18 protein-coding genes and 2 tRNA genes are annotated in these 25,117 nt (G+C 68.4%); 4 read left to right on the top strand and 16 right to left on the bottom strand.

The annotated features are described in order from the left end of the window. Positions 1-494: 494 nt before the first annotated feature. From WQ53_RS12620 to WQ53_RS12605, 4 genes are all read right to left on the bottom strand, one after another. On the bottom strand, positions 495-3,266 hold the full coding sequence (locus WQ53_RS12620; RefSeq protein ID WP_052632902.1) for a serine/threonine-protein kinase: 2,772 nt from the start codon (positions 3,264-3,266) through the stop codon (positions 495-497). Positions 3,267-3,290: 24 nt separating this feature from the next. After that, positions 3,291-3,851 carry an ECF-type sigma factor gene (locus tag WQ53_RS12615; RefSeq protein ID WP_052632900.1) on the bottom strand — a complete coding sequence of 187 codons (561 nt, stop codon included), beginning with the start codon at positions 3,849-3,851 and terminating at the stop codon, positions 3,291-3,293. Positions 3,852-4,131: 280 nt separating this feature from the next. Further along, positions 4,132-5,568, bottom strand: a complete 1,437-nt coding sequence (locus tag WQ53_RS12610; RefSeq protein ID WP_052632898.1) for an aldehyde dehydrogenase family protein — start codon at positions 5,566-5,568, stop codon at positions 4,132-4,134. A 291-nt stretch (positions 5,569-5,859) separates the two neighbouring features. Continuing rightward, positions 5,860-6,660 carry an SDR family NAD(P)-dependent oxidoreductase gene (locus WQ53_RS12605; protein WP_052632895.1) on the bottom strand — a complete coding sequence of 267 codons (801 nt, stop codon included), beginning with the start codon at positions 6,658-6,660 and terminating at the stop codon, positions 5,860-5,862. Positions 6,661-7,068: 408 nt separating this feature from the next. Between WQ53_RS12605 and WQ53_RS12600 the strand changes: the two genes are divergently transcribed. Beyond that, positions 7,069-7,143: transfer RNA gene (locus tag WQ53_RS12600), tRNA-Val, on the top strand. Positions 7,144-7,381: 238 nt separating this feature from the next. Here WQ53_RS12600 and uvrB read toward each other — a convergent pair. After that, a complete protein-coding gene (gene uvrB / locus WQ53_RS12595; protein ID WP_052632894.1) occupies positions 7,382-9,409 on the bottom strand; it encodes an excinuclease ABC subunit UvrB in 2,028 nt (675 codons plus the stop codon). Between the two features lie 333 nt (positions 9,410-9,742). On the opposite strand from uvrB, the gene WQ53_RS12590 reads away from it, so the two are divergent. Both WQ53_RS12590 and WQ53_RS12585 read left to right on the top strand, forming a co-directional pair. Next, positions 9,743-10,285, top strand: coding sequence for a GspH/FimT family pseudopilin (locus WQ53_RS12590; protein WP_052632892.1), 543 nt, complete (start codon positions 9,743-9,745; stop codon positions 10,283-10,285). Positions 10,286-10,375: 90 nt separating this feature from the next. Further along, positions 10,376-10,452 (top strand) — tRNA-Asn (locus WQ53_RS12585). 129 nt (positions 10,453-10,581) lie between these two features. Here WQ53_RS12585 and WQ53_RS12580 read toward each other — a convergent pair. From WQ53_RS12580 to grxD, 11 genes are all read right to left on the bottom strand, one after another. Then, positions 10,582-11,022 carry a type IV pilin protein gene (locus WQ53_RS12580; RefSeq protein WP_052634079.1) on the bottom strand — a complete coding sequence of 147 codons (441 nt, stop codon included), beginning with the start codon at positions 11,020-11,022 and terminating at the stop codon, positions 10,582-10,584. 17 nt (positions 11,023-11,039) lie between these two features. Beyond that, positions 11,040-14,834 (bottom strand): pilus assembly protein, encoded by a 3,795-nt coding sequence (locus WQ53_RS12575; protein ID WP_082113019.1) that lies wholly within the window; start codon positions 14,832-14,834, stop codon positions 11,040-11,042. 10 nt (positions 14,835-14,844) lie between these two features. Next, positions 14,845-15,288 carry a pilus assembly PilX family protein gene (locus tag WQ53_RS12570; protein ID WP_052632887.1) on the bottom strand — a complete coding sequence of 148 codons (444 nt, stop codon included), beginning with the start codon at positions 15,286-15,288 and terminating at the stop codon, positions 14,845-14,847. 91 nt (positions 15,289-15,379) lie between these two features. Further along, positions 15,380-16,510, bottom strand: coding sequence for a PilW family protein (locus tag WQ53_RS12565; RefSeq protein ID WP_428992250.1), 1,131 nt, complete (start codon positions 16,508-16,510; stop codon positions 15,380-15,382). After that, positions 16,507-16,965, bottom strand: a complete 459-nt coding sequence (gene pilV / locus WQ53_RS12560) for a type IV pilus modification protein PilV (protein WP_082113017.1) — start codon at positions 16,963-16,965, stop codon at positions 16,507-16,509. The genes WQ53_RS12565 and pilV overlap by 4 nt, the downstream gene beginning before the upstream one ends. After that, a complete protein-coding gene (locus WQ53_RS12555) occupies positions 16,962-17,468 on the bottom strand; it encodes a GspH/FimT family pseudopilin (protein ID WP_052632881.1) in 507 nt (168 codons plus the stop codon). The genes pilV and WQ53_RS12555 overlap by 4 nt, the downstream gene beginning before the upstream one ends. A 127-nt stretch (positions 17,469-17,595) precedes the next feature. Further along, on the bottom strand, positions 17,596-18,978 hold the full coding sequence (gene ppnN / locus WQ53_RS12550) for a nucleotide 5'-monophosphate nucleosidase PpnN (protein WP_052632879.1): 1,383 nt from the start codon (positions 18,976-18,978) through the stop codon (positions 17,596-17,598). A gap of 131 nt (positions 18,979-19,109) precedes the next feature. Next, positions 19,110-22,385 (bottom strand): TonB-dependent receptor, encoded by a 3,276-nt coding sequence (locus tag WQ53_RS12545; RefSeq protein ID WP_236685860.1) that lies wholly within the window; start codon positions 22,383-22,385, stop codon positions 19,110-19,112. 234 nt (positions 22,386-22,619) lie between these two features. Then, entirely contained in the window at positions 22,620-23,213 is a 594-nt protein-coding gene (locus tag WQ53_RS12540) for a YhgN family NAAT transporter (RefSeq protein ID WP_052632871.1), read from the bottom strand. Further along, entirely contained in the window at positions 23,210-23,971 is a 762-nt protein-coding gene (locus WQ53_RS12535; RefSeq protein WP_082113016.1) for an SDR family oxidoreductase, read from the bottom strand. Before WQ53_RS12535 ends, WQ53_RS12540 begins: the two co-directional genes overlap by 4 nt. Further along, complete coding sequence (gene grxD / locus WQ53_RS12530) at positions 23,968-24,288, bottom strand: Grx4 family monothiol glutaredoxin (protein ID WP_052632869.1); 321 nt, start codon at positions 24,286-24,288, stop codon at positions 23,968-23,970. Before grxD ends, WQ53_RS12535 begins: the two co-directional genes overlap by 4 nt. A gap of 99 nt (positions 24,289-24,387) precedes the next feature. Between grxD and WQ53_RS12525 the strand changes: the two genes are divergently transcribed. Next, positions 24,388-24,966, top strand: coding sequence for a superoxide dismutase (locus tag WQ53_RS12525; protein WP_052632867.1), 579 nt, complete (start codon positions 24,388-24,390; stop codon positions 24,964-24,966). Positions 24,967-25,117: the final 151 nt, after the last annotated feature.

The following is a 25,117-nucleotide window of genomic DNA, read 5'->3' as shown; positions in this document are numbered from 1 at the left end:
CGCGCAGGGGCGCGGCTTCGCTGGAAGTCTGAGCGAAGCCTCGCGCTTCAACTCCGCAGGGCCGTGGCGACGGCATGACCTCAACGCTCTCATGGCACGCAGCGGCGCGGCCGTGGCGACGGCGCAGACCTCATCACCCCATCGCATGCAGGAGCGCGACCGACACGGGTGCCGGGATTGCAAGGGCGACATCCGTATCGACGGCGTCGGGTCGCCGGCTGAACCCGGCTCCTACAACAGCCGCGGCGCGCCCGCTGTTCTGTAGGAGCTGACTTCAGTCGGCGACACGGGCGTCGGAAACACGAGGGCGTCGCCTGGGCCAACGGTGTCGGGTCGCCGGCTGAACCCGGCTCCTACAACAGCCGCGCGCGGCCGCTCTTCTTGTAGGAGCTGACTTCAGTCGGCGACACGGGCGCCGGAAACACGAGGGCGTCGCCTGTGCCGACGGTGTCGGGTCGCCGGCTGAACCCGGCTCCTACACAAGAACCGCCGCCTCAGCCTGCTCCCAACACCGACTCCAGCCGCGCCATCCGCTGCGGCAGTTCCGAGCCGGGCAGCAACTGCTCGCGCAGCACCGGCGCGGCCTGGCGCAGCTGCTCGCGGGCCGGTCCGGGCTGGCCGGCGTCGAACAGCGACTCGGCCAGCGGTACGCGGTGGCGCGCGGTGGAGATGGTGTCCGTCCCGTACTGCTGCTCGGCCAGGGCCACTGCCTGCGACCACGCCGCCGCCGCATCGGCCGCGCGGCCTTCGCGCTGCAGCAGGTCGGCCACCAGGGCCTGGTGGCGCAAGGCGAGCTGCGGCGGCTTGCCCGCCAGCAGCGGCCGCAGCGCCTCCAGCGTGGCCCGCGCCGCGGCGTGGCGGCCGGCGCGGATCTCCCATTCGGCCCAACCCAGCCGCGTGATCAGCACGTCGGTCGCGTCCGCGGCCAGCCGCGCCGACCAGACCGCCAAGGCATGGGCAAGCAGCGGCTCGGCCTCGTCGACCCGCCCGCTGCGCATCAGCGCGCGCCCCAGGTTGGCCTCGGCACGCAGCGTGCTGGGGTTTTCCGCGCCCAGCTTGGCGTGGCGGAACTCGAACGAGCGCCGGTAGAGCTGCAGCGCGCGCTCGGAATCGCCGCGCGACTCCTCCAGGCTGGCGAGGTTGTTGAGCGTGACCACGTAGTCGACGCTGTCCTCGCCCGCTACCCGCGCCTTGATCTCCAGCGCATGGGCGTAATAGGCGCCCGCCGCCTGGTAGTCGCCCAGGTCCTGGTTGAGGCTGGCCAGTTCGTTGTAGACCGTGGCGGTGTGGTCGCTGTCGTCGCCGAACAGGGCCAGCGCCAGCGCCAGGTTCTCCTTCTGCAGCGCCTCGGCTTCGCGCAGCCGCCCCTGTTCGGCCACGGTCATCGCCAGCACGTGCCGGGTTATCCAGGTCGCGTAGGAGTTGGCCCCCTCCAGTTCGATCTTCATCGCCAGCGAGTCGCGCAGGATCGCTTCGGAGCGGCCCAGGTCGCCCCACTTCCGGTATAGCAGCCCGATGTTGTGGTTGACCCGGGCACGGTGGCGCTGCACGTCGGGCAGCGAGTCGCGCAGTTCGAGCGAATGTTCGAACGCATCCAACGCTTCCTGGAAACGCTCCTGGTTCATCAGCGCCAGGCCGAGCGAGTTCCATGCCCTGGCGCGCACGTCCTGGACTTCCTTCGCATCGGATCCGCCACGTTCCTCGACCAGTGCCAGCGCCTGCCGCGCGACCTGCTCGGCCTCGTCGCCGCGCCGGCCGTTGGCCAGCAGCACCGCCAGTTCATTGAGCGCATCGACCGCCTCCAGCGGCCGGTCGACCTCCGCCGACAGCAGCGACCCGGCCGCGGCACGCAGCAGTTCCTCGCCACGCTGCGACTGGCCGACATTCATGTAGGCCTGCCCGATCACGTGCTGCACGCGCGCACGGATGGCGGGCGAATCGGCCAGTTCCCGGTCGATCCGTTCGGCGCCGGCGTCCAGCACCTCGCGCGCGGAGGCCTCGGTCTCGCCCTTGCCGCGTTTGCGTGGGTCGGCCGCCTCGAACGCGGACAGCATGAAGCGGCCGACCTGTTCGGCCATTAGCGCCTCCTGCCGCGCCTGTTCGCGTTCCTCGCCCAGGCGCCAGACGAACGCGCCGCTGAGCGCCAGCACCATCGCCGCAACGCTGGCGCCGCGCCAGTGGCGGCGCAGGCCACGGCCGAGCCGGTACAGGCGCGAGCCCCGCCGCGCGGCCACTGCGCGGTGGTCCAGGTAGCGCTGCACGTCGTTGGCCAGCGCCTCGACCGAGGCGTAGCGCCACGCCGGCTCCAGCGCGCAGGCGCGGGCGGCGATCGCGTCCAGGTCGCCGCGCAGGCGCCGGCGCCAGGGACAGTCGGCACCGGCCCATTTGCTGGGTGCCGCGACCGGACGGTCGCGGTCGGCCGCGTCGCGCTCGACCCGGCGATCGGCGAGCAGTTCGACCAGGATCACGCCGAGGCTGAAGACGTCGCTGGCGACGCCGACGGGCTGGCCAGACAGCGTTTCCGGCGCGGCGTAGGCGGGCGTGCAGTAAGCGGTGCGTTCGCCCTGCCCGGCGCCGTCCAGCAGTCGGGCGATGCCGAAATCCAGCAGCACCGGCTCGCCGTCGGCCCGGACCAGCACGTTGCCGGGCTTGAGGTCGCAGTGCACGACCAGGTGCGCATGCGCCGCCTGCACCGCGCGGCAGACGCGCACGAACAGTGCCAGCCGCTGGCGCAGGTCCAGCGCCTGGTCGCGGCAGTACGCGTCCAGCGCCTGCCCGTCGACGAACTCCATGACTAGGTACGGCAGGCCGGCGGCGGTGGTGCCGCCGTCGTACAGGCGCGCGATGTTGGGATGCTGCAGGCCCGCCAGGATGCGGCGCTCCTCGGCCAGGCGCTCGGCCGTGCGCGGATCGGACAAGCCGCGCAGCAGCTTCACCGCCACGGTCTGCACGTAGAGCTCGTCGGCGCGTTCGGCGGCGAAGACCACGCCCATGCCGCCGGATGCCAGGCGCCCGGTCAGGCGCCAGGGCCCGAGCGTATCGCCCGGCTGCAGTTCCGGCGCCGCGATCCGCGACAGCAGGCCGTCCAGCGGCGCACGGGCGCGCTCCAGGGTCTGGGTCTGCGCGCGCAGCAGTTCGAGCGTCTCGCGCATGAGTCCAGGATCGGCGGTCAGCCGCTCCAGCTCGCCGCTCCAGGCCTCCGGCGGCAGGTCACAGACCGCGTCGAACAGTTCCCGCAGCTGCTGCCAGCGTTCGTTCCCGGTCATGCCCTTCCCCCTAGGATGCGGCGCTCAGCCGAGCTGCCGGTTGAGCCAGGCCCTGGCGAAGCGCAGGTCGCGGTCCACCGTCGGCACCGAGATCTCCAGCACCGTGGCGATCTCCTCGTGCGACATGCCGCCGAAGTACGCCAGTTCCACTGCGCGGCCGGCCCGCTCGTCGTGCCCACCTAACTGCTCCAGCGCCTGGTGCAGCGCCAGCACGTCGTAATCGCCGACGTCCTCGTTGTGCACGCCGCCCTGGTCGACGTGCGACAGGGTGACGTTGACCGCGCCGCCGCCGCGCTTGGCGGCGACGTTGGCACGGGCGTGGTCGACCAGCACCGCGCGCATCTTCAGCGCGGCCAGGGCGAAGAAGTGGGCGCGGTCGGCATAGCCGACGTCGCGGCCGAGCATGCGCAGCAGCGCCTCGTGGACCAGCGAGGTCGGGCGCAGGGTCATGTCGCCGTGCGCCGCGCCCAGGCGGGCCATGGCCATCTCGCGCAGCACTTCGTAGACCGCATCGAACAGGTACTCGCGCGCCTGCAGGTCGCCGGCGCGCCAGGACAGCAGCAGTCGGGTGATGTCGTCGGACAAGCCAGCTTCCCCATGGACGGACCGGTGCCGCGGCAACGGCGGCACACCCGGATTATAGGCATTGCCCGCCGGTGGCCGGGCGGATGCATCGTGGCGTTCGCCGCGGCCGGAAGCGGAACGAAGCGACATGCCCAGTGGTCGCCTGCACGCCAGCTGGCGCGCGCAAGGCAGAACCGGCCATGGGATCTGCCGGTGGCAGCGGCGTTCGTCGTCGTCAGCGCGTGACCGACCGGCTCCCTGGCCTTCGCACCGGCGCATTGCGCCGGCGGATGCCGCGGCCTCAGGCCGAGGTATAGGCCGTCTTGACCGTCGTGTAGAACTCCACCGCGTAGCGCCCCTGTTCGCGCGGGCCGTAGCTGGAAGCCTTGCGGCCGCCGAACGGCACGTGCGGATCCACGCCGGCGGTGGGCAGGTTGACCATCACCATGCCGGCCTGCGCGTTCCGCTTGAAGTGCGTGGCATGTTTCAGCGAGTTGGTGCAGATGCCCGCGCACAGGCCGAACTCGGTGTCATTGGCCAGCGCCAGCGCGTGCTCGTAGTCGTCGGCGCGCAGCAGCGCGGCGACCGGGCCGAAAATCTCCTCGCGGGCGATGCGGTCGGAGGGCTTGGCCGCGAACAGGGTCGGCGCGAGGAAGTGGCCCGGCGTCTTCCATTCCACCTGTTCGCCGCCGGCCAGCAGTTCGGCACCGTCGGCATGGCCGGCCTCGATGTAGGCCAGATCGGTATCCAGTTGCGCACCGCTGGCGACCGGGCCGATGTCGACGCCCGGCTCCAGCGGATCGCCGACCCTGACCTTGGCCAGCCGCGCCTGCATGCGCGCTGCGAACTCGTCGTATACCGCGTTCTCCACGATCAGCCGGCTCGAGGCGGTGCAGCGCTGGCCGGTGGAGAAGTAGGCGCCGTTGACCGCACACTCCACCGCCTTGTCCAGGTCGGCGTCGGCCAGGACCACCAGCGGGTTCTTGCCGCCCATCTCCATCTGCACCTTCAGCGCGCGCTCCGCCGCCTGGCGCAGCAGCGCGTGGCCGGTCGGCGCCGAGCCGGTGAAGGTCAGCGCGTCCAGCCGCGGGTGCGCGACCAGCGCCTGGCCGACCGTGCGGCCGCCGCCGAGCACAAGGTTGAACACGCCCTCCGGCAGGCCGGCGCGGGAGAGGATATCGGCCAGCGCCCAGGCACAGCCGGGCACGATCTCGGCCGGCTTGAACACCACCGTGTTGCCGTAGGCAAGCGCCGGCGCGATCTTCCAGGCCGGGATCGCCAGCGGGAAATTCCACGGCGCGATGATGCCGACCACGCCGACCGGCTCGCGGGTGATCTCCACATCCACGCCCGGGCGGGTCGACGCCAGCTTCTCGCCGGGGATGCGCAACGCCTCGCCGGCGAAGAACTTGAAGATCTGCCCGGCGCGGGCGGCTTCGCCGATGCTCTCCGGCAGGGTCTTGCCCTCTTCCATCGCCAGCAGGCGGCCCAGTTCCTCCTTGCGCGCCAGGATCTCGCTGCCGACGAAATCGAGGACGTCGGCCCGCTGCTGCGGCGTGGAGAACGCCCACTTCGGCAAGGCCGCCGCTGCCGCCTCGACCGCCTGCGCGGTATGCGCGGCGTCGACCACGCCGTACTCGCCGACCGGCGTGGCCAGGTCGGACGGGTTCTCGTCGGCGTGGCCGCCCTCGCCTTCGATCCACTGCCCGGCGATGTAGCTGCTGAAACGTCGACTCATGGAGATCCTCCTCTGTGCTCCCGGGTGCAGTATGCGGCTGCCGCGGCCGTGTGCGGCGGATTCCGGTGCGCATTTGTGCGTGGCCTTCAGCCGGAAACCTGACGCCTCGTTGCTTCCTGTAGGAGCGGGCATGACCGCGACCCGGGCGTCGGGATCACGAGGGCGTGGCCTGTACCGACGGCGTCGGGTCGCGGTCATGCCCGCTCCTACAGGAGCTGGGCGCAGCCACGACGGCCTGGCACCGTGCGCATCCCACTCCGGCCTGCGCGCCGCACGCGCGGGCCAGGGAACTCAGCTCCAGCCGGCGTCCACCACGAACTCCTGCGCGGTGATCGCGCGCGCCTGGTCCGAGGCCAGGAACAGCACCATCGCCGCGATGTCGTCCGGCTGGACCTTGTCGGGCAGGCACTGGTTGCGCTGGATCTCGCACTCGCCCGCCTCGTCCAGCCACAGCGTGACCTGGCGCTCGGTCATGACCCAGCCTGGCGTGACCACGTTGATGCGGATCCGCTGCGCGCCCAGTTCGCGGGCCAGGCCGCGGGTGAGCCCGTTCACCGAGGACTTGGCGGTGGCGTACACCGGGTAGCCGTCGTTCCGGATCCGCCAACCGTTGGACCCCAGGTTGACGATCGCACCGCTGCCGAGCCGGCGCATGCCGGGCAGCACCGCTTGGATGGCGAAGAAGGCCGGGCGCTGGTTGACCGCCACGCAACGGTCCCAGTACTCGGGCGTGACTTCGTCCAAAGCATGGCGGTCGTCGCTGCCGACGTTGTTGACCAGTACGTGGAAGTCGCCCAGTTCGGCAGCGGCCTCGGCGATGGCCTGCTGCAGCGCCGCCACGTCGGTGACGTCGCAGCGACGGTGCCACGGGCGCGGATGCCCCGCGGCGGCTAGCCGCTCCACCAGCGCGTCGCTGGCCTCGACGGCGACGTCGACAAAGGCGACCTGCGCCCGCTGGCGCGCGAACGCCTCCACCAGCGCCGCGCCGATGCCGCTGCCTCCCCCGGTGACGAATACCCTGCGGCCGGCCAGGTGCGGATAGGCCACCTGCTCCTGCAGCCGCTGTGTCGCGCCGCCTGTCGCAATCGTCATGTGGGTGTCCCGATCTGCGTTGGATGCCAGTGGATCGACGTGGTCACGCATCGATCCAAGTACGGTTGTCGCGTTGCCGCGCGAATATGCCCGGCCGGGGCGGAGCCGGTAAAGGGCAGACCCTGGCCAGTCGTGCCGGGCGGCACGCGCCCCCGCGGGCTGCCGCGAACGCCCGGGCATCCGCCCCTTGCACCGGAGCCAGCCACCCTGGCTTGTGTAGGAGCGGGCATGACCGCGACACGACGACGCCGGTACAGGCGACGCCCTCGTGATCCCGACGCCCGTGTCGCGGTCATGCCCGCTCCTACACAAGAGGGTGGGACCGGCACTTCCCGGTTGTGGGCCGCCCCGACCGCGGGGTAGAATGCGCGCCCCTGTCGCGGGCAATCCGCACGGGCCGCAATATCCGGGCGGTTAGCTCAGCGGTAGAGCACTACCTTGACATGGTAGGGGTCACAGGTTCGAACCCTGTACCGCCCACCACCTAAGGCCCTGATTCCAGGGCATTTTGTGGACAAACAACAAGCCGGCCGGCGTGCCGGCTTTTTTGTTGCCGGAAAGAAGCGTGGCGAAACCGCCAGCAAGCTGGACTCCTGCAAAAGCCGGTCCGGCTGCGATTGCAGGAGCCGGGCTTGTCCGCGGTGCGGCACTGTCGGCACAGGCGACGCCCTCGGAATTCCGATGCCGGTGTGGCCCATGAGCGGGCTCCTGCAAGAGGCGGTCAACCGGCCAGGCTGGCCTCCTTCAGCCGGCGGATCTGGTCGCGGACCCGGGCGGCGTCCTCGAACTCCAGGTCGCGGGCGTGCTGGTACATGCGCTGCTCCAGTTCCTGGATCTTCCGGGCGGCCTGGGCTGGATCCATGACCATCGCGTAGTCGGCCGCCGGTTCGGCCACCTGCCGCGCCTTGCCGCGCCCGGCCTTGCCCCTGGCTTCACCCGGTTCGGCGCGCGCACCCTCCATCACGTCCATGATCTGACGCACCACCTGCCTGGGCACGATCCCGTGCTCGGCGTTGTATTCCTCCTGCCTCTCGCGGCGGCGGTTGGTCTCGTCGATCGCCACTTTCATCGACCGGGTCACCGTGTCCGCATACAGGATCGCGGTGCCGCGCAGGTTGCGCGCGGCGCGGCCGATGGTCTGGATCAGCGAGCCGGCCGAGCGCAGGAAACCTTCCTTGTCCGCGTCCAGGATCGCCACCAGCGACACCTCCGGCATGTCCAGGCCCTCGCGCAGCAGGTTGATGCCCACCAGCACGTCGAACTTGCCCAGGCGCAGGTCGCGGATGATCTCCACCCGCTCGACCGTGTCCACGTCCGAGTGCAGGTAGCGGACCTTGATCCCGTGCTCGGACAGGTAGTCGGTCAGGTTCTCGGCCATGCGCTTGGTCAGGGTGGTGACCAGCACCCGGTCGCCCTGGGCCACGCGCTTGTTGATCTCGCCCATCAGATCGTCGACCTGGGTGCCGACCGGGCGCACTTCCACCTGCGGATCCACCAGGCCGGTCGGCCGCACCACCAGCTCCACGATCTGGTCGGCGGCCTCGCGCAACTCGTAAGGCCCGGGCGTCGCCGAGACGTAGACCGCGCGCGGTGCGCGCGCCTCCCACTCCTCGAACTTCAGCGGCCGGTTGTCCAGCGCCGACGGCAGGCGGAAACCGAACTCCACCAGCGTCTCCTTGCGCGAGCGGTCGCCCTTGTACATCGCGCCGATCTGCGGAATGGTCACGTGCGACTCGTCCACCACCAGCAGCGCGTCGGCGGGCAGGTAGTCGAACAGGGTCGGCGGCGGTTGGCCGGGCGCATGCCCGGTCAGGTGCCGCGAGTAGTTCTCGATGCCCGAGCAGTAGCCGACCTCGGCCATCATCTCCAGGTCGAACTGGGTGCGCTGGGCCAGGCGCTGCGCCTCGACCAGCTTGTTCTGAGCGTACAACTGCTCAAGCCGCTCCTTCAGCTCGAGCTTGATCGTCTCGATCGCGGTCAGCACCCGCTCGCGGGTGGTCGCGTAATGGGTCTTCGGGTAGATCGTGTAGCGTGGCAGCTTGCGCAGGACCTCGCCGGTGAGCGGGTCGAACAGCGCGATGTTCTCGATCTCGCCGTCGAACAGCTCGATCCGCACCGCCTCGGCGTCGCTTTCGGCCGGGTGCACGTCCACCACCTCGCCACGGACGCGGAAGGTGCCGCGCTGCAGCTCGTACTCGTTGCGGGTGTACTGCAGCTGGGTCAGGTGGCGCAGCAGTTCGCGCTGGTCGATGCGCTCGCCGCGCGAGAGGATCAGCCGCAGCGACAGGTAGTCCTCCGGCGCGCCCAGGCCGTAGATCGCCGAGACCGTGCCCACCACCAGCGCATCGGGCCGCGACAGCAGCGCCTTGGTCGCGGCCAGGCGCATCTGCTCGATGTGGTCGTTGATCGAGCTGTCCTTGTCGATGAAGGTGTCGGTCGAGGGGATATAGGCCTCGGGCTGGTAGTAGTCGTAGTAGCTGACGAAGTACTCGACCGCGTTGTGCGGGAAAAATGCCTTGAACTCGCCGTACAACTGTGCGGCCAGGGTCTTGTTCGGCGCCATCACCAGGGTCGGCTTCTGCACCGCCTGGACCACGTTGGCGATGGTGTAGGTCTTGCCGGAGCCGGTGACGCCGAGCAGCACCTGCTTGGCCAGGCCCGCCTCGAAGCCGGCGACCAGCTTGTCGATGGCCTGCGGCTGGTCGCCCGCCGGCGAATACGGAGAGACCAGCTCGAATCGCTCGCTCATGCGCGGATCGGCACCATTCCGGGGGACTGGCCAGTATAGACAGCGGGCGTGGGCACGCCGCGAGGGCTACGGGGCCGGTTCAGGGTGGCTGCTCCGACGCCGCGGCTCCCTATCGTCGCCAAGATGGCTCCGAAGGTTGTGCTGCCAGGGGCCAGTCCCGTGGAAGCCGCGCCACGCCCAGGCAACTGGCTGATGGTTCCTGCCCGTGTCGCCGGCAAGACCGGCTCCTACAGGAACGGGCGGGAATTCCTACAACCAGCCGCAATGCCACCCGATCCCGGCTCACGTGGGCCAAAGCCATCCTGACCGTCCCGAGCGAAAAGGATTTCGCCCATGCGCAAGGACGCGCCGGGACCCGCCCCCGGATTCACCCTGGCCGAGACCTCCGTGGTCGTGGCCGTTCTCGCCATCCTGATGGGCCTGGCCCTGCCCGGCTTCCAGGAAACGCTGAAGCGGCAACGCGCCGCCTCCGCCATGCACCAGTTGGGTGCCGAGCTGGCGCAGGCCCGGAATACCGCCATTGCGCGCCGCATCCCGGTCACGGCCTGCCCGTCACGGGGCGACGGCAGGTGCCGGACCGAGCCCGACTGGAGCACCGGCTGGCTGCTCTACCTCGATCCCGCGCGTAGCGACCAGCCAAGGCGGCCCGAGGACATACTCCGCGACGTCCGCCACCCCATTCACGAATCGGTCCGGGTGACCGCCAGCGCCGGTCGCCTGCGCGTCCGTTACCAGCCCGACGGACGCAGCGGCGGAAACAACCTGACCTTGAGGGTGTGCGCGGGTGCGGTGTTGCGGGGGGAGGTCATCGTCAACAACGTCGGTCGCGTCAGGACGCGGAAGAGCGTGGCACCCGCGCCCTGTCCGGCTTCCTGAATGCCCACAACCCCATCGAATGGCCAACAGGCGATCAATCGGCTCCCCGCTTGCCGCCCGGCGCGGCCTGCCTCTACAATGTGCGCCCCCGCCCGAATAGCTCAGCCGGTTAGAGCACTTGACTGTTAATCAGGGGGTCGTTGGTTCGAGTCCAACTTCGGGCGCCAAGAAATTCATGCACTTAGGCCGCGAGCGATCGCGGCCTTTGTCGTTTCTGAAAGTCCTGTACATGGGATCGCGCGCGCCTGAAAAGGAGAAGGCCGTCATGAGACGGCCTTCCCGATTCCATCCGCCCGCTACCAGCATTCGGCCAATGACGCCGGTCCGGTTGCGGTCTTCCGTCCTGTGTTGGTGATCGACAGGTCTCCACAACGATCGCCAGCCTGGGGACCGGAAGCTCGGGTTGCGGTCAATGTGAAGGTCGTGGCCCCGAGGTTCGCGGCCAGGTTGTAACGTGGGGTAGCTCCCGTTTCCCGCGGCGACACGGTGCTGGGAAGCGGAAACCCGACGTACGTGTTGTTGACCGAAAAGAAACGCTCCGCGGCCTGTGCATATTCCACCAGGTCCGCCTTGGCCTGGGCACGCCGCGCCTTCCTGACGTGCTCTTGGTAGGACGGGAACGCGATCGCAGCGAGGATGGCCAGTACCGCGACCACGATCATCAGCTCGATCAGGGTGAAACCACCGGTTTTCGAGGACATGGCACTGTGGTCTCTTGGCTGGGTGGATGGGGTCATCTCGATTTCCTTGCCGATCACCGGATCTGGCGCCACGACTGCCTGCCACATGCGCGCGGCATGTACAGCGGCGGCGCACCCGGAGCCTGTACCACCATCGAGCACTGCGCAGCCAGAGCCGCCGCCAGATCATCATCCGACGCCCCCGCCCCCAAGGGTGATATACGCGGCGTGGTCATCACGGCCACGTCCTTGGCGGGCGCACTGCCCCCCGTGTTCAGCGGGACGGCACCCGTGCCGGACGCGTACGGGTCCCCGGTCGGAGAGCCGACGCGCACGAACCCCAGACCGGCGGCGCCGTTCAGCGCGTTCAGGCCAAACAGCCGGTTGGATCCGTTGCCCGTGCACCCGGCGCCTGCTCGCGGATCGTAGGTCGGGTAGAACACGATGCCGTTGGCAATCTGCGGATAGCCCACGAACCTTTCGCTGGCGGGAAGGTCGATGCGCCACCCCGACTTGCCCGCCGTCATCGGCGTGCTGCTGACCTGCGCCACGCCGTCCGCGTCGGCCGTGATGGTCTGCACGTGCAGGTCGGCCCGGGTCAGCGTCGTCGTACCACCACGGTCGTTCACCGCGTAGAGCGACTGCACGTGGCTGTTGGCCGGGTCGCCGTCGTTGACGAAGGAGAAGCTGCCGGTCCCGAAGTAGACCATGAGGCCGCCGCCCGGTCCGAACGCAGCCGTCAAGCCGCCCATGATCGGCTGCCTGATGGAGGCGTTCGACGGATCCTGCGCGATGAACACCGGTGCAGCCGGGGACGCAGGGGTCGCGGCGCGCAGGTCGAACTTCCAGAGCGCTCCCTTCTGGTCGCCTGCGTATACCGTATCCGCGTAACCATCCCTGAAAGGAGTATTCAGCGTGCTCCCGCCCCAGCGGTCGATGACGACGATGTTGCCCAGGCCGTTGCTGCCGGCCGGTGCGCCGGTCTCGACGGCGGGAATCACCTGCACGGCTCCCGTGCCGATGTCCACCACGTAGAGCGCAGCCTGCCCGTTGATGCTGTTGTAGCCGTTGCCGAAGATCGCCTTCCAGCTGACCGCACCGGTGGTGTTCTTGACCGGCACGATCACCGGGCGGCCCAGGACATGGCCGATGTTGTTGCGGACCGTCGCGTTCGTGTGCTGGTCGGTGATCTCCCAGCGCCGGCTGGTAGCCGAGAAGGTCGTGGGGTTGGTGACGTCGATCGCGAACACGCTCCTGCCACCCGCCCCTGCCGTCCCCACCAGGGTCGTATGCCAGGCGCTGCCGTAGTAGGTGTCGGAGACCGTGATCGGACCGTCCACGTAGTAGCGGTGCTCGAAGATCTGGCCGACCTCGTCGTCCACATAGGGGAAGAGCAGGTTGCCCATGTGCCCACGGGCAGTGGCAGGCACGTAGGCGAACTGTTCCACGCCCGTCTCGCCGTGGAATGCGTGGAGCATGCCGTCGTTGGCACCGGCATACACCATCGCCGGTGGCCCGCTGGCGGCGGCCTTGGAGGTCAGGTAGCCGGCATAGTCGAGCCAGTCGTAGTTACCCGAGCCATCCTGCAGCACGCGGTAGCCGTAATCGTTCGCCGGCGAAACCACCACCGGCGTGGAGTTGATGATGTCGCCCAGCGGGCCGCTGCGGTCGCGCAGCGGTCCGCCGTTCGCCACCTCAAGGGTCGAATCGCCCAGGAGGTAAGACACCGCCTGGCTGATGTCGACGCCCAGCCTCGAGGTGATCAGCGGTGCGGTGCACAGGGACATGCCTGCCGCGGGGTTGTTGCACAGATCCGCGAGCGTAAGGTTGCCGGCGTTGAACAGGCGGACGCTGCCATCGCTCGCGCCATACCAGACCTTGGTGCTGCGGACCGCCGCGGACGGAAGCCTGTCGCTGGCTTCCCAGAGCGTCGTCAGCGAGACCTGGCCGGTCAGCGGATTGCTCGCCACCGATTGCGCCGTCAGGGTGCTGTACCAGTCCGTGCCCTCGTTGAGCGCCTCGTAGAAGGGCACGACGGTCAAGGAGCCGGCACCGATGCGGGAACCGGTCAGTCCGATGGTGCCCGAGGGCGAGCTGCCTTCGCCTACCGCGCGGAGAATCCGCCGGATCGCGTCGATGATGTCCACCGGCGTCCGCGCGTTGACCAGTTCGCCACGTGTATTGACCGCGGCGTGCCAGATGTCGTCGATGGTGCTGCGGTTGTCGTTCTGCCGCGTCGGCCAGTTGTTGTAGATGGACGAATCGGTATAGGGATCCTGGACGATGTCGGGATTGAACAGGTTCCCGCGCCCGTTCAGCGTTACACCATAGAAGTTGACGTGCAGGTTGCTCTGGCAATCCACCCTTGGATCCGTCGTGGGGCATACGCCTGGTACAGGCACGTTCCCCGGCGTCATATCAGGGCGGATCGGGGAATTCCCGCCGTCATTCACATAGTATTGGGTGGCGATATCGGCCAGGGTGTCGCTATGGAGATCCTGGAACGGCGCACCCATGGTGCCGTCCACATTGCCCACGGTCGGGCCGTTGTTGTTGCTGTATCCGTCGGTGAACAACATGATGGCGTTCTTCTGGCACGACAACTGCACCGGAGCGCCGGAATCGGTGCGCCTGAACTGGCGACCCGCAGCCTGGACAGCCTGGCGGTTGAAGGTACTACTCCAACTTGGCCGGGCCAGGATATCGGTGTACAGCGCATCCTTCTGCGCCTGCACGGCAAGCTCGCGCATCGCCACCCGTTGACCCGCGGTCGTCACCGGATCGGTCGTGTAGCCCCTGCTGTCATACTGGCTGATGCGGAAGTACCCGGCCCGCAGGTCGTTGACCGAAGCCATCGAATGGGTGAGGCCGGCGATCAGCGACTTGTGCCGGTTGCCGTAGTAGGAAAACCAGTTCGCGAAATTCTGCATCGCGGCCGTATTGGAGGCTGCGATGGTGTAGCGGTACATGTTGCAACCGGCGCCACAGGCGTTGTTGACCAGTTCGCGGGAAACCGACTCATACCCCACGGGCACCGCGGTGTCCTGTCGCAGGTAGAACGTGGGCAGGTAGTGGCGGATGAACACATCGCAAGCGGCATTCGTGGTGATGCCGCCGGCGGGCACCGTGTGCCAGACGTTGCCACCGGTAAGCGTGCTGGCGCCGGTGCCGCAGTCGTCGGCCAAGCGCAACTGGTAGACCGTGCCGGCAGGCAGGTGCATGCCGGTCAACAGGCGGAACTTCGAAGAGAGATTGCCGTTGCCATTGGCCATCTGGACGGATTCCACCGGAACGGTCAAATTGACCGTGGCCGTGGTGACATTGCCGGATGGATCGATACGGGCACTGGCCGGTGTGGCATTGGCATAGGAAACACCCAGGCTGTTGAGCCAGGGCTGATAGGTGACAGAAGGATTGAAATAGGCCGGATTGAATTCGTGCGAACGTGCGAACCCGAAGGTATCCACCGGCGGGATGCCTACCCAGGTGTTGGTGCCAGCATTGTCGTTGAGGCGATAGTGCGCGCCATACGAGTAGGCAAAATCGCAAGTCAGATTGACGCCCTGCTGGGCGCGGACCTGGCCGGCATTGGCCCCGCTCGTCACGAAGAAACTGTATGGCTGAGTGCTCGTGTCCCGTCCCCAGCAACCCTTGCCGTCGTTGCCGGGAAACTGGTTCTGGAACATCATCGAACCGGAATCATCGATGGCCATCATGAAGGCCGGCGTCACGCTGGACTGGATGTTCAGCGGGGCCTGCGCAAGCGTGCCCTGCCCCTGCACGGCGAAGGCCTGGTACAGGTAGTAGCCGCCGGCGCCCAGCGCCACAACAGCGGCGGCGACGGTCAGATGGAAGCGACGAGATGCCATGGCACTTACCTCAGGGCCTGAAGATGATGTCGATCGCCGCGTCCGCAGCCGGGTTCGCCGGCATGTCGGTAGCGTAGACCGTCACCTGGTAGATCGGATTGGGGTCTTCGTTGACCGGCGCACCCATGTCAACCGAAGTGTTTCCTGAAATGCAGGGGCCGATAAGGCGTGCGTTCGTCTGCGCGCCGCCGGCCATGCCGAACCCCTGTGCCCAGCCCGCGGGATCGAAGCCGTTGTCGCAGAACTGGTCCGGAGACACCGGCGGGCAACCCACCGTGCTGGTGCGGTTGACCAGGTCTTCCAGTGCGCACTCCTGGAGCCTGGCCTGCTCTTCGGCGTTCTGGAAGGCCAGGTTCGCGCTGCGGTAGTTGGCCGACATGCGCTCCTGCAGGCCGGCAACCTGCATGCCGACTATTCCGATCAGCGCCAGCAGCACCAGGATCATCAGCGCCATGTACAACACCGCACCTTCCTGCCTGGAGGGCGGAACAGGCGGCCTGGACCGGGACGGGAGGCAAGCGCTCAGGGTCATTGGGGGACCTCGTCTAGTTTCCATACAGCCGGTTGCGCAGCGCGACCGTCGTTTCGTAGCTGTCACGGAAGCGCCGGTCGGCGGCACCCGTGGGATCGAAAACCACCCCGAGGGCGGTTTTCCGGTTCACTTCTTCGGGGTCCGCGGAAGCGGCGGCGTCGGGGCTGCGGACCAGCAGTCCGACTTCGACCATGCCGACCCGCCGCCAATGGGGTTCGGTATTCGTGATCGCCGATGCGGGATTCTGGAACGCCATGAACCCGCTCGGCGCCGCCGCGCCGAGGTCGACCACCTGGTCCTGTCCGAACAGCAGCTGGAGGTTCTCGACGCCTTCGACCAACTCCTCAGGCACATAGGCGGCGCCGTTGAAGCGCGCGCGGAATAGGCTGGGACCGCCGCCCGCGCCCGTTCCCACGTAGTAGACCAGCGACTCGGCGCGATGAAGCATGGTCTGACCCGCGGGCTGGACCGTGTAACGTTCGATAAGCCCGACCGAGGGATCGAGCGTGACCGTACCGGAGCCGTTGGCGACACCTTGGAAGATGTCGACATGGCTGCAGTCGGCCACGCCGAACAACGTGGGATTGGCCACGCCGTCCTGGGTCAGCGCCCCCCAACGGGCGACCGGGACGCTGATCGAATCACCGCCCGCGCTCATCGCCGTCAGCGGAGCGCCCGAGCTGCTGAGGTAACGCAACACGACGATGTCGCTGCCGGGAAGCGGATTGAGGCCGGCAACGGCAGCCGGCAGCGCCGGCGTCCACGTCGTCGCTTCCGAACCCAGTTCCAGCACGTCCCCGGGAGCCGTTCCATCGGCGTCGTAGCCGACGACGGAGGTGCCGAAATCGAGGCCGAACGGCGGGGCTGCACCGAAATGCGTGACCAGGGCGCCGGGTACCTGCAGGTGCGACTGGTCGTTCACGCAACCATAGTGCCCCGCCATCCGCAAGTCGCGCTGCAGGTAGTCCATGGCAAAGCGCGCATTCTCCTGGACCCGCCCCATGCCTTCAGACAACTGGTAGGCGGCGCGCGAGGCATTGAACACCTGGACCAGGCCAATAAGCAGGATGGTCCCGATCAGCACCGCGATCATGAGCTCAAGCAGCGACATGCCCAGCATGCGCGAACGACTGGGGCGCTTCACAGGCGGCTCCTTACCTGGAAGGTGGTATTGGGATTGACTTCATCCCAGCGCTGGTCACCCCAGGTAATGGTGACCGTCGCAACCCCATTGGCGTACACGACATTGCCGGTCGCACCTGCTCCGAGGGCCGAACCCAGCCGGCACTGCCACACGGTTCGATAGCCGCCGGGGGTGATGGCCGCATCCGGATCGCATCCGGTAGTGGTTCCGGTGTAGTTGCCGCCGTACTGCGCCGCCGCCAGACGGTTGGAGCGCATCTGGTCGAGTATGTCGTAGGCCAGATTCGTCGCCTGCGTGCGGTCATTCGCGCTTTGCGAGAAGCGCACGCTCATGGTTTGCAGCAGGGCGAAACCCAACAGGCCGAAGGCCAGAATCAGGATCGCGATCATGACTTCGATCAGCGTGAAGCCCGATTGCCGGTGCTTGACGGGGCGAAAACGCCTGGACGCACTCATGAGCACACCCCCGGGGCCTGCTTGCGCACCTGTCCGGTCACGCCGATCGACAGGGTCCGCAGCATGGGGCTGCTGCCGCATTCGTGGGGCCGCACGGTGATGTCGACGGGCGCGTTGACCCGGCCGCGGGCATCGAACACGACCGGCGCGTCGGGACCGGTGACCACCATCCTCGGATTACCCTGCGTGAAACGCACGATCTCGTTTGCCTGGGGGGTGCCGTTCGCATTGCCGTCCCGCCAGACGATCCAGCCCAGGCTCCAGTCGTCGCCACAGGTCAGTCCGTCCTCGCTGGCGCATATGGCGCCGCCACGCGTATTGCGGATGGCCTCGCTGCGCGCCAGCGAGATCGCGGCGATCATGTCGTTCGTGGTCGTGGCCACCCGGTTGTTGCGCAGGCTCTGCTGGAAGTTGGGCAGACCTATGGCAAGCAGCACCGCCAGCACGGCGAGTGTGATCATGAGCTCCACGAGGGTGAAGCCAGCTTGGCGGTCGGACGGCATGCGGTCGCTCCCCAGCGTCTATAGCTTGGCAGCCTAGCCTGCCAGCGACGGGAGGCAAGCGGCCGGGGGACGAGCGGTCGGAATGGCGGGAGGGACGGAAGGCCAGGCGTGGACCGTCAGTACATCCTCAGGCCACCACCCGATAACAGGGCCGGTACTCGCCCGCGATCTTCATCCGCCGCTGCTCCACGAACGCCCGCAGCAGGCCATCCAGGGCCTGCATCATGTCCGGGGCGCCGTGGATCTCGAACGGGCCGTGCTCCTCGATCCGGCGCATGCCCTCCTCCTTGACGTTGCCGGCCACGATCCCGGAGAAGGCCCGGCGCAGATCGGCGGCCAGCGCCGACGGCGGCCGGCCGTGGTGCAGGTCCAGTGCGGCCATCGCCTCGTGGCTGGGCACGAATGGGCGCTGGAACTCCAGCGGGATGCCGATGCCCCAGTTGAAGTAGAACGAATCCCTGCTCGCGATCCGCGCCTCGCGCACCTTGCGGATGCCGGCGGCCATCTTCCTCGATACCGCATCCGGGTCGCCGATCACGATCTCGTAGCGCGAGGTCGCCGCCTCGCCCAGGGTCAGGCGCAGGAAGCGGTCGATCTGCTCGAAGTACGGCGCGGCGATGGTCGGGCCGGTCAGGATCAGCGGGAACGGCAGGTCCGCGTTCTCCTCGCGCAGCAGGATGCCGAGCAGGTACAGGATCTCCTCGGCGGTACCCACGCCACCGGGGAACACAATGATGCCGTGCGCCATGCGCACGAATGCCTCCAGCCGCTTCTCGATGTCCGGCATGATCACCAGCTCGTTGACGATCGGGTTGGGCGATTCGGCGGCGATGATCCCCGGCTCGGTGATGCCGATGTAGCGCGGGCGGCGCTGGCGCTGCTTGGCGTGGGCGATGGTGGCGCCCTTCATCGGCCCCTTCATCGCGCCCGGACCGCAGCCGGTGCAGATGTCCAGCCCGCGCAGGCCCAGCTCGTAGCCGACCTGCTTGGTGTAGAGGTATTCCTCGCGCGAGATCGAATGCCCGCCCCAGCACACCACCAGGTTGGGGTCGCCGGGCTTGAGGGTGCGCGCGTTGCGCAGCAGGCCGAACACCGAATCGGTGATGCCCGACGAGCTGTCCAGGTCGACGCCGCAGCCCTCGCCCAGCTCGATCGCGGTCCAGGCCAGGTCGCGCACGGTGGCGAACAGCAGCTCGGCCACGCCGCGGATGATCTGGCCGTCGACGAAGGCCATGCCCGGCGCGTCGACCAGGTCGATGCGCACGCCGCGGTCCTGCTGGGTGACCTGGATGTCGAAGTTCGGGTACAGGTCGCGCGCGGCGCGCGGGTCGTCGCTGGCGCTGCCGCTGGTCAGCACCGCCAGCGCGCAGCGGCGCAGCAGTTCGTGCATGCCGCCGCTGGAGGCGTCGCGCAGGCGCGCCACTTCCGTGCGCGACAGGATGTCCAGCCCGCCGCGCGGGTAGATGCGTGCGTCCTGCACGGGCAGCGTGCTCGAAACCGCTTCGTTCATGGGTCTTGCGATCCGTGGAAACCGGCCGCCGACTCTACTCCAGCCGCGCGCGCAAAGCACGGCGCGGCAGCCGAAAAGGAAACGGCCGGGTCGCCCCGGCCGTTTCCGACTTGCCGTTTCCGGATCGCCGATCAGAACGAATAGCGAACCGTCATCATCATCGACCAGCGCTGCGAGGGGTTCAGGAACTCGTTCACGCCCAGGTCGTTGGGCTGGTAGGTGCCGCCCTTGTTGTACTGGCTGCCGGAGATGTCATAGATGTACCTGCCGTCCGCGCTGACGCCGGCAACATTGGCGAACTGGCGGATCAACGGGAAGTCCGCGCGGTACTCCACGCCCCAATCCTTGTCGATCATGTTCAGCACGTTGAAGATGTCGAAGCGGATCTCGCCCTTGTGGCCCTTGGCGAAGCCCGGGATCTCCTGGCTGAAGCCCAGGTCGAGCTGGTTCACCCACGGCGCGCGGGCCGAGTTGCGCTCGAAGATCTGGCCGCGGTAGCGCGCCAGCTCCGGGCTGCTGGACACGTACTCCCAGAAGGACGCCGCCAGCTGCTGCGAGGTGGCGTTGGCCCAGACCACGTCGCTCGGACCGGCCGGGATGTAGGCCAGCGAGCGGTTGGAGAGCGCGATGCCCTGGGCGTCGTTGCCGAAGACCCAGCTGTACGGCGCGCCGCTGTGGCCGTCGTAGAAGGCCGAGATCCGGGTCGCATAGTCGCCGAAGAAGCTGCGCTGCCAGCTCAGCGAGGCGATGATGCGGTTCGGGATCGAGTAATTCGAGGTCGACTCGACATCCTCGCTCGGGTTGACCCACGCACGGTTCTGGTAGCTGCTGAAGGCCACGCTCGAGGTGCCCGGGTTGACGTCCGTGGCCCGGCTGTAGGTGTAGGCCAGGTTGCCGGCCCAGGTGCCGTCGAAGGGCTTCTTCAGCGACAGGGTCAGGTTGTCGGACACGCCCTTGTCGGTGTTCGTCAGGTAGATCACGTTGCCGAACGAGGGGTTCTTGTTCCAGTTGACCGTGTTGGCGCTGCCCGGGGCCTGGGTCGGGAAACGGGCGTAGGTCAGACGGCCGTCCGGCAGGGTGCCGGTCGGATCGCCGATGTTGAGGTCGTAGTAGCGGATGCCCTTGAGCGTGTCGACCCGCTCGAACTCCGCGCTCGCCACCAGGTTCCACCACGGCAGCTCATGGTCGAGGGCCAGGCTGTACTTGGCCACGGTCGGCATCTCGAAGTCGGGATCGACGACGTTGACCGTCATGGTCGAACTGCCCAGGCCCGGCGTGGTGCTGCTGCCCGGAATCTGCGGATTCTGCGGATTGAACGCCGGGTCGGTCGGCAGCCGCAGCCGGTTGACGTCGAAGGACGCCACCGCCACGCCGTTGTTGGAGTACGGATTGGCCACCCACACCGCCGGGGTGTTGGAGATGAACACGCCGGCGCCGCCGCGCAGCTGGGTCGGGCGATCGGTGTCCAGCGCGTAGTTGAACGAGAACCGCGGCTGGATCACGCCGTTGCCGTCGATGGTGCTGGCGTTGGTCATGCCGAATCCACCGACGTCGGCGTTCGGGTTGGTCGGGTTGTTGCGCAGGCCGCACACGCCCAGGTTGCCGAGGGTACCCGGCGCCGCGGCGAAGCACGGGTTGAAGGTCGGGTCCGGATCGACCTTCGGCACGTCGTAGCGCAGGCCGTACTGCACCGACAGCTTGTCGTTGACCTGCCAGGTGTCCTGGATGAACAGGCCGTACTGCTTCATCTTGAACTCGGCGGCGACGTTGCTCAGGTCGTAGCCGGCTGCCGGCTGGTTGAGCTGGTAGCGGCGATAGGTGCCGTTGACGAAGTCCTGGATCGAGTTGAACTGGTAGGTGCCGTAGTAACGCTGCAGGAACAGGTTGTAGTAGTCGTCGCTCTGGTAGTCGATGCCGCCCTTGATCAGGTGGTCGCCGAGGTACCAGCTGCCGGCGAAGTAGGCGTTCCAGGTCTCGACCGCCAGGACGTTGGCGTGGCTCGAGAACTCGGTGCCGAGCTGCACGGCCGAACCGCTGTCGGTGCCGCTGGTGCGGATCAGGACTTCGGGCTGGTAGCCGCCGACCAGCGGGCCGCGGGTCTGGTCGAACTTGTTGTAGCCCACCGACAGCTCGGTCGAGAAATTGGTGGTCCAGTCGTCGTACAGGCTCAGCGCGTAGCTGGTGTTCTCCTTGTCGAACACGTACCAGTTGCTCGACAGCCGCAGCAGCGAGGTGCTGCTGGTGGTGATGATCGGCTCGTCCTCCTCGGTACGGCTGAGGCGCAGGCTGGCACGGTGGTAGTCGTTGATGTTCCAGTCCAGCTTGACCAGGCCGCGCTTGGCGAGGATGTCCGAGCTGGCCGAGCCGGTGTCGCCCGGGGTCATGCCCCAGCCCTCGGCGGCGGCGATGATCGCGCTCACGTCGGCATTGGTGATGCCGTTGACGCGGTTGGCGGCGTTCGAATCCGAGGCGCCCCAGGTCGAGCCCGGGCTCTTCTTCTCGCTCTCCTCGTAGGACACGAAGAAGAACAGCTTGTCCTTGACGATCGGGCCGCCCAGCGTCGCGCCGATGGTGCTGTCCTTGGTGAAGCCGGTCCACCTGGCGTCGTTGACGCCCTTGCCGATCATGTTGTCCGCGTTCTGGTAGGCGTAGTACGCCGAACCGTGGAACTCGTTGGTGCCGCTCTTGGTGACCGCGTTGACCCACGCGCCGACGCCGCGGCGGGTGGCCACGTCGTAGTTGGCGGTGGAGATGTTGTAGCTCTCGATCGCGTCCTGGGAGATCGGCGTGCCCTTGGTCGGCAGGCCGTTGTCGTTCAGGCCGAACGGATCGCCGGCGCCGATGGTGTCGATGGTGATGCTGTTGAAGCGGTTGTTCTGGCCCATCGCCGAGAACGCGCCGCGGTCGCGGTCGGTGACGACGATGCGGGGATCAGCGCGGACGATGTTCTGGATCGAACGGTCCGGGGTGGGCATGCGGTCCATGTCGCCGCGCGACAGGTTGGTGCCGACGCCGCGGTTGTCCGGCTGGAACACGTCGCTGCCGCGGGTGCCGGTGACCGAGACCACGCCCAGGGTCGAGATGTCGCCGCCCAGCTGCGAGTTGACCGCGACCACCTGGTCCAGGCCGAGGAAGATGCCCTCCTGCCGGTCGGTCTGGCCGTCCTTGAGGAAGGTGACGGTGTACGGACCACCGACGCGCAGGCCGCGCGCGTTGAAGCGGCCGCTGGCGTCGGTCACGGCGCGGCTGACGGTACCCGACTCGACGTGGACGATGGTCACTTCGGCGCCGGCGACCGGCTGCCCGGAGGTGCTGGTGACCACGCCGCCGACACCGGCGGAGGTGCTCTGGGCGAAGGCGGGAGCGGCGGCGAGAGCGGCGACCAGACCCAGGGTGAGTTTGGACATCCGGAGTCGACGGGTATCAGTCATGAGAGGGCCTCGGATTGGATGGCGTTCAGGCGATTTGCCCGGTGCAAAGCGGCGAGATGGCTTCCCTGCGACCACCGTCACAGGGGTTAACATCAGATTAACATGCTAGAAAGGGCGTGTGACGGCGATATGACAAAAAACTATTGCGACGCAGCAATCCGTCATGAGCGTCCCGTCGGCGCCGTGCCGCGGACGCCCCCAGCTTCGTGATCAGCCGCCCAGCTTGAGGTAGGCCACCAGGCCGTCGAGCAGCATCTGCACCGAAATGGCGACCAGCAGCATGCCCATCAGCCGCTCGATGGCGGTCAGGGCGCGCCGGCCCAGCAGCCGGTACAGGAGCGGCGCGGCCAGCAGGATCGCCGCCGTGGCGGCCCAGGCCAGGAACAGGGCCAGACTCCATTCGCCCAGCCGGTCCGGCTCGCTGCTGCCCATCAGCATCACCGCGGCCATGCCCGAAGGGCCGGCGACCAGCGGGATGGCCAGGGGCACGATGAACGGCTCGCCGTCCGGGATCTCGCCCATCAACCCTTCCGGCCGCGGGAAGATCATGCGGATGCCGATCAGGAACAGGACGATGCCGCCGGCGATGGAGACCGACTCCTGGCGCAGGTGCATCAGCTCCAGGGCGTACTTGCCGCACCACAGGAACAGCATCAGCACCGCCAGGGCGATCAGTAGCTCGCGGATCAGCACCACCCGCTGCCGCTTGGGCGGCAGCGGCTTGAGCACGCTCAGGAACACCGGGACGTTGCCCAACGGGTCCAGGATCAGGAACAGCAGCAGCGCGGCCGACAGGATGGTCATGGCGCGGCGTTCCCGGCGGCGGCGTCCCAGACCGTGCCGCGGTGGGTCGCGCCGGCCGCCGACAGCAGGGTGACGCAGGCGCCGGCGTAGGCCTCGGGGTCGCGCAGGTCCTCGCCGAGGTCGTCGGCGTAGGCGCGGGCGCGCAGCGGGGTGCGCATCGGGCCCGGCTGCAGGCCGGCGACCCGCACCGGGGTGCCGGCCAGCTCGGCCGCCAGCATCCGGACCAGCGCATGCAGGCCGTGCTGGGCCACGCCGTAGCCGCCCCAGTAGGCCTGGCCGACCCGGGCCGGGTCGTCGACCGCCACCACCACCGCGGCGTCCGGCGCCTGCCGCAGCAGCGGCAGGCAGGCCTGGACCAGCCACCACGGCGCGGTCAGGTTGACGTGGATGGCGCGGGCGAAGGCAGCCGGGTCGAGGTGCTCGAGCGGGGTCAGGCCGCGGAACTCGGCGGCGCAATGCAGCAGCCCGTCCAGCCGTCCCAGTTCGGCCTGCAGGCGGTCGGCCAGCTCGGCGTAGTCGTCCGGGCCTGCGCCCTCCAGGTCCAGCGGGTACAGCAGCGGCTCGGGGCCGGCCTGGGCCACGGCATCGTAGACGCGGTTGAGCTTGGGCAGCCGGCGCCCGGCCAGGACCAGGGTCGCGCCGGCGGCGGCGCAGGCCCGGGCCGCGGCCGCGCCGAGGCCGCCATGGGCGCCGCTGAGCAGGACCACGCGGCCGGCCAGCGGCTGCGGCGCGGCGGAAGGCAGGTCGACCAGGCTCACTGCGACTGCGCTTCGCTGACCATGCGCTGCAGTTCGCCGGACTCCAGCAACTCCAGGGTGATGTCGCAGCCGCCGATCAGCTCGCCGTGCAGGAAAAGCTGCGGGAACGTCGGCCAGTTGGAATAGCGCGGCAGGTTGGCGCGGACCTCCGGCTCCTCCAGCACGTTGACCGTGTGCAGCTGCTCGGCGCCGGCCGCCTGCAGCGCCTGCACCGCGCGCGCGGAGAACCCGCACATCGGATAGGCCGGCGTGCCCTTCATGAACAGCACGATCGGATGGCTTTCCACCTCGGCCTGGATGCGCTCCATCACCGCCATTGCGAACTCTCCTGGACGCCGGGGGTGCGCCCCGCCGTCGGCTAAACTGAGGCCGCAATTGTAACCTTGCGCGCCACCGCGCCGGCCCCTCGAGGACGCATGCCGATCGAACTGCCCGCCCTGCCCTACGCCCGCGCCGCGCTGGAACCGCACATCTCCGCCGCGACCCTGGACCTGCACCACGGCGGCCACCACCGCGGCTACGTGGACGAGGCCAACCGCCTGCTCGAGGGCAGCGGGCTGGAGGGCCTGGCGCTGGAGGACGTCGTCCGCCGCGCGCGCGGGCGCCTGGCCGAACAGGCCGCGCAGGCCTGGAACCACGGCTTCTACTGGACCTGCCTGTCGCCGCGCGGCGGCGGCGAGCCCGGTGGCCGCCTGGGCGAGCTGCTGGCCCGCCAGTACGGCGACTTCGCCCGCTTCCGCGACGAGTTCAACCGGATGGCGCTGGGGCTGTTCGGCTCGGGCTGGGTCTGGCTGGTGCAGCGTCCGGACGGCAGTCCCGGCATCGTCGCCACCCGCGGCGCGGCCACCCCGCTGACCGGCGCCGATACGCCGCTGCTGGCCTGCGATGCGTGGGAGCACGCGTACTACCTCGACCGGCAGAACGCGCGTGGCGACTACCTGGAAGCGTTCTGGAAGGTGGTGGACTGGGAGGCGGTGGTCAGGCGCCTGCGTTGATGCAGGGCTGACGGATGGATGGCGGGTACGCCGGCCAGTTCGCCACCGCCGTTGTAGGAGCGGGCATGACCGCGACCCGACGCCATCGGCACAGGCGACGCCATCATGATTCCGACGCCCGTGTCGCGGTCATGCCCGCTCCTACAGGAAG

The organism is Pseudoxanthomonas suwonensis (assembly GCF_000972865.1).
Classification (GTDB): Bacteria; Pseudomonadota; Gammaproteobacteria; order Xanthomonadales; family Xanthomonadaceae; genus Pseudoxanthomonas; species Pseudoxanthomonas suwonensis_B.
The sequence above is the reverse complement of the archived record's forward strand: the minus strand, read 5'-3'. Positions and strand labels throughout refer to the sequence as shown.

What these genes read in the sequence shown, in the direction of transcription:
- WQ53_RS12525 (WP_052632867.1), top strand. Translation starts at nt 24,388, where the DNA reads ATGCCGATCGAACTGCCCGCCCTGCCCTACGCCCGCGCCGCGCTGGAA.
- WQ53_RS12605 (WP_052632895.1), bottom strand. Translation starts at nt 6,660, where the DNA reads ATGACGATTGCGACAGGCGGCGCGACACAGCGGCTGCAGGAGCAGGTG.
- WQ53_RS12590 (WP_052632892.1), top strand. Translation starts at nt 9,743, where the DNA reads ATGCGCAAGGACGCGCCGGGACCCGCCCCCGGATTCACCCTGGCCGAG.
- WQ53_RS12555 (WP_052632881.1), bottom strand. Translation starts at nt 17,468, where the DNA reads ATGCCGTCCGACCGCCAAGCTGGCTTCACCCTCGTGGAGCTCATGATC.
- ppnN (WP_052632879.1), bottom strand. Translation starts at nt 18,978, where the DNA reads ATGAACGAAGCGGTTTCGAGCACGCTGCCCGTGCAGGACGCACGCATC.
- WQ53_RS12540 (WP_052632871.1), bottom strand. Translation starts at nt 23,213, where the DNA reads ATGACCATCCTGTCGGCCGCGCTGCTGCTGTTCCTGATCCTGGACCCG.
- WQ53_RS12545 (WP_236685860.1), bottom strand. Translation starts at nt 22,385, where the DNA reads ATGTCCAAACTCACCCTGGGTCTGGTCGCCGCTCTCGCCGCCGCTCCC.
- pilV (WP_082113017.1), bottom strand. Translation starts at nt 16,965, where the DNA reads ATGAGTGCGTCCAGGCGTTTTCGCCCCGTCAAGCACCGGCAATCGGGC.
- WQ53_RS12620 (WP_052632902.1), bottom strand. Translation starts at nt 3,266, where the DNA reads ATGACCGGGAACGAACGCTGGCAGCAGCTGCGGGAACTGTTCGACGCG.
- WQ53_RS12570 (WP_052632887.1), bottom strand. Translation starts at nt 15,288, where the DNA reads ATGGCGCTGATGATCCTGGTGCTGCTGGCGCTGATCGGAATAGTCGGC.
- WQ53_RS12610 (WP_052632898.1), bottom strand. Translation starts at nt 5,568, where the DNA reads ATGAGTCGACGTTTCAGCAGCTACATCGCCGGGCAGTGGATCGAAGGC.
- WQ53_RS12580 (WP_052634079.1), bottom strand. Translation starts at nt 11,022, where the DNA reads ATGACCCCATCCACCCAGCCAAGAGACCACAGTGCCATGTCCTCGAAA.
- grxD (WP_052632869.1), bottom strand. Translation starts at nt 24,288, where the DNA reads ATGGCGGTGATGGAGCGCATCCAGGCCGAGGTGGAAAGCCATCCGATC.
- WQ53_RS12575 (WP_082113019.1), bottom strand. Translation starts at nt 14,834, where the DNA reads ATGGCATCTCGTCGCTTCCATCTGACCGTCGCCGCCGCTGTTGTGGCG.
- uvrB (WP_052632894.1), bottom strand. Translation starts at nt 9,409, where the DNA reads ATGAGCGAGCGATTCGAGCTGGTCTCTCCGTATTCGCCGGCGGGCGAC.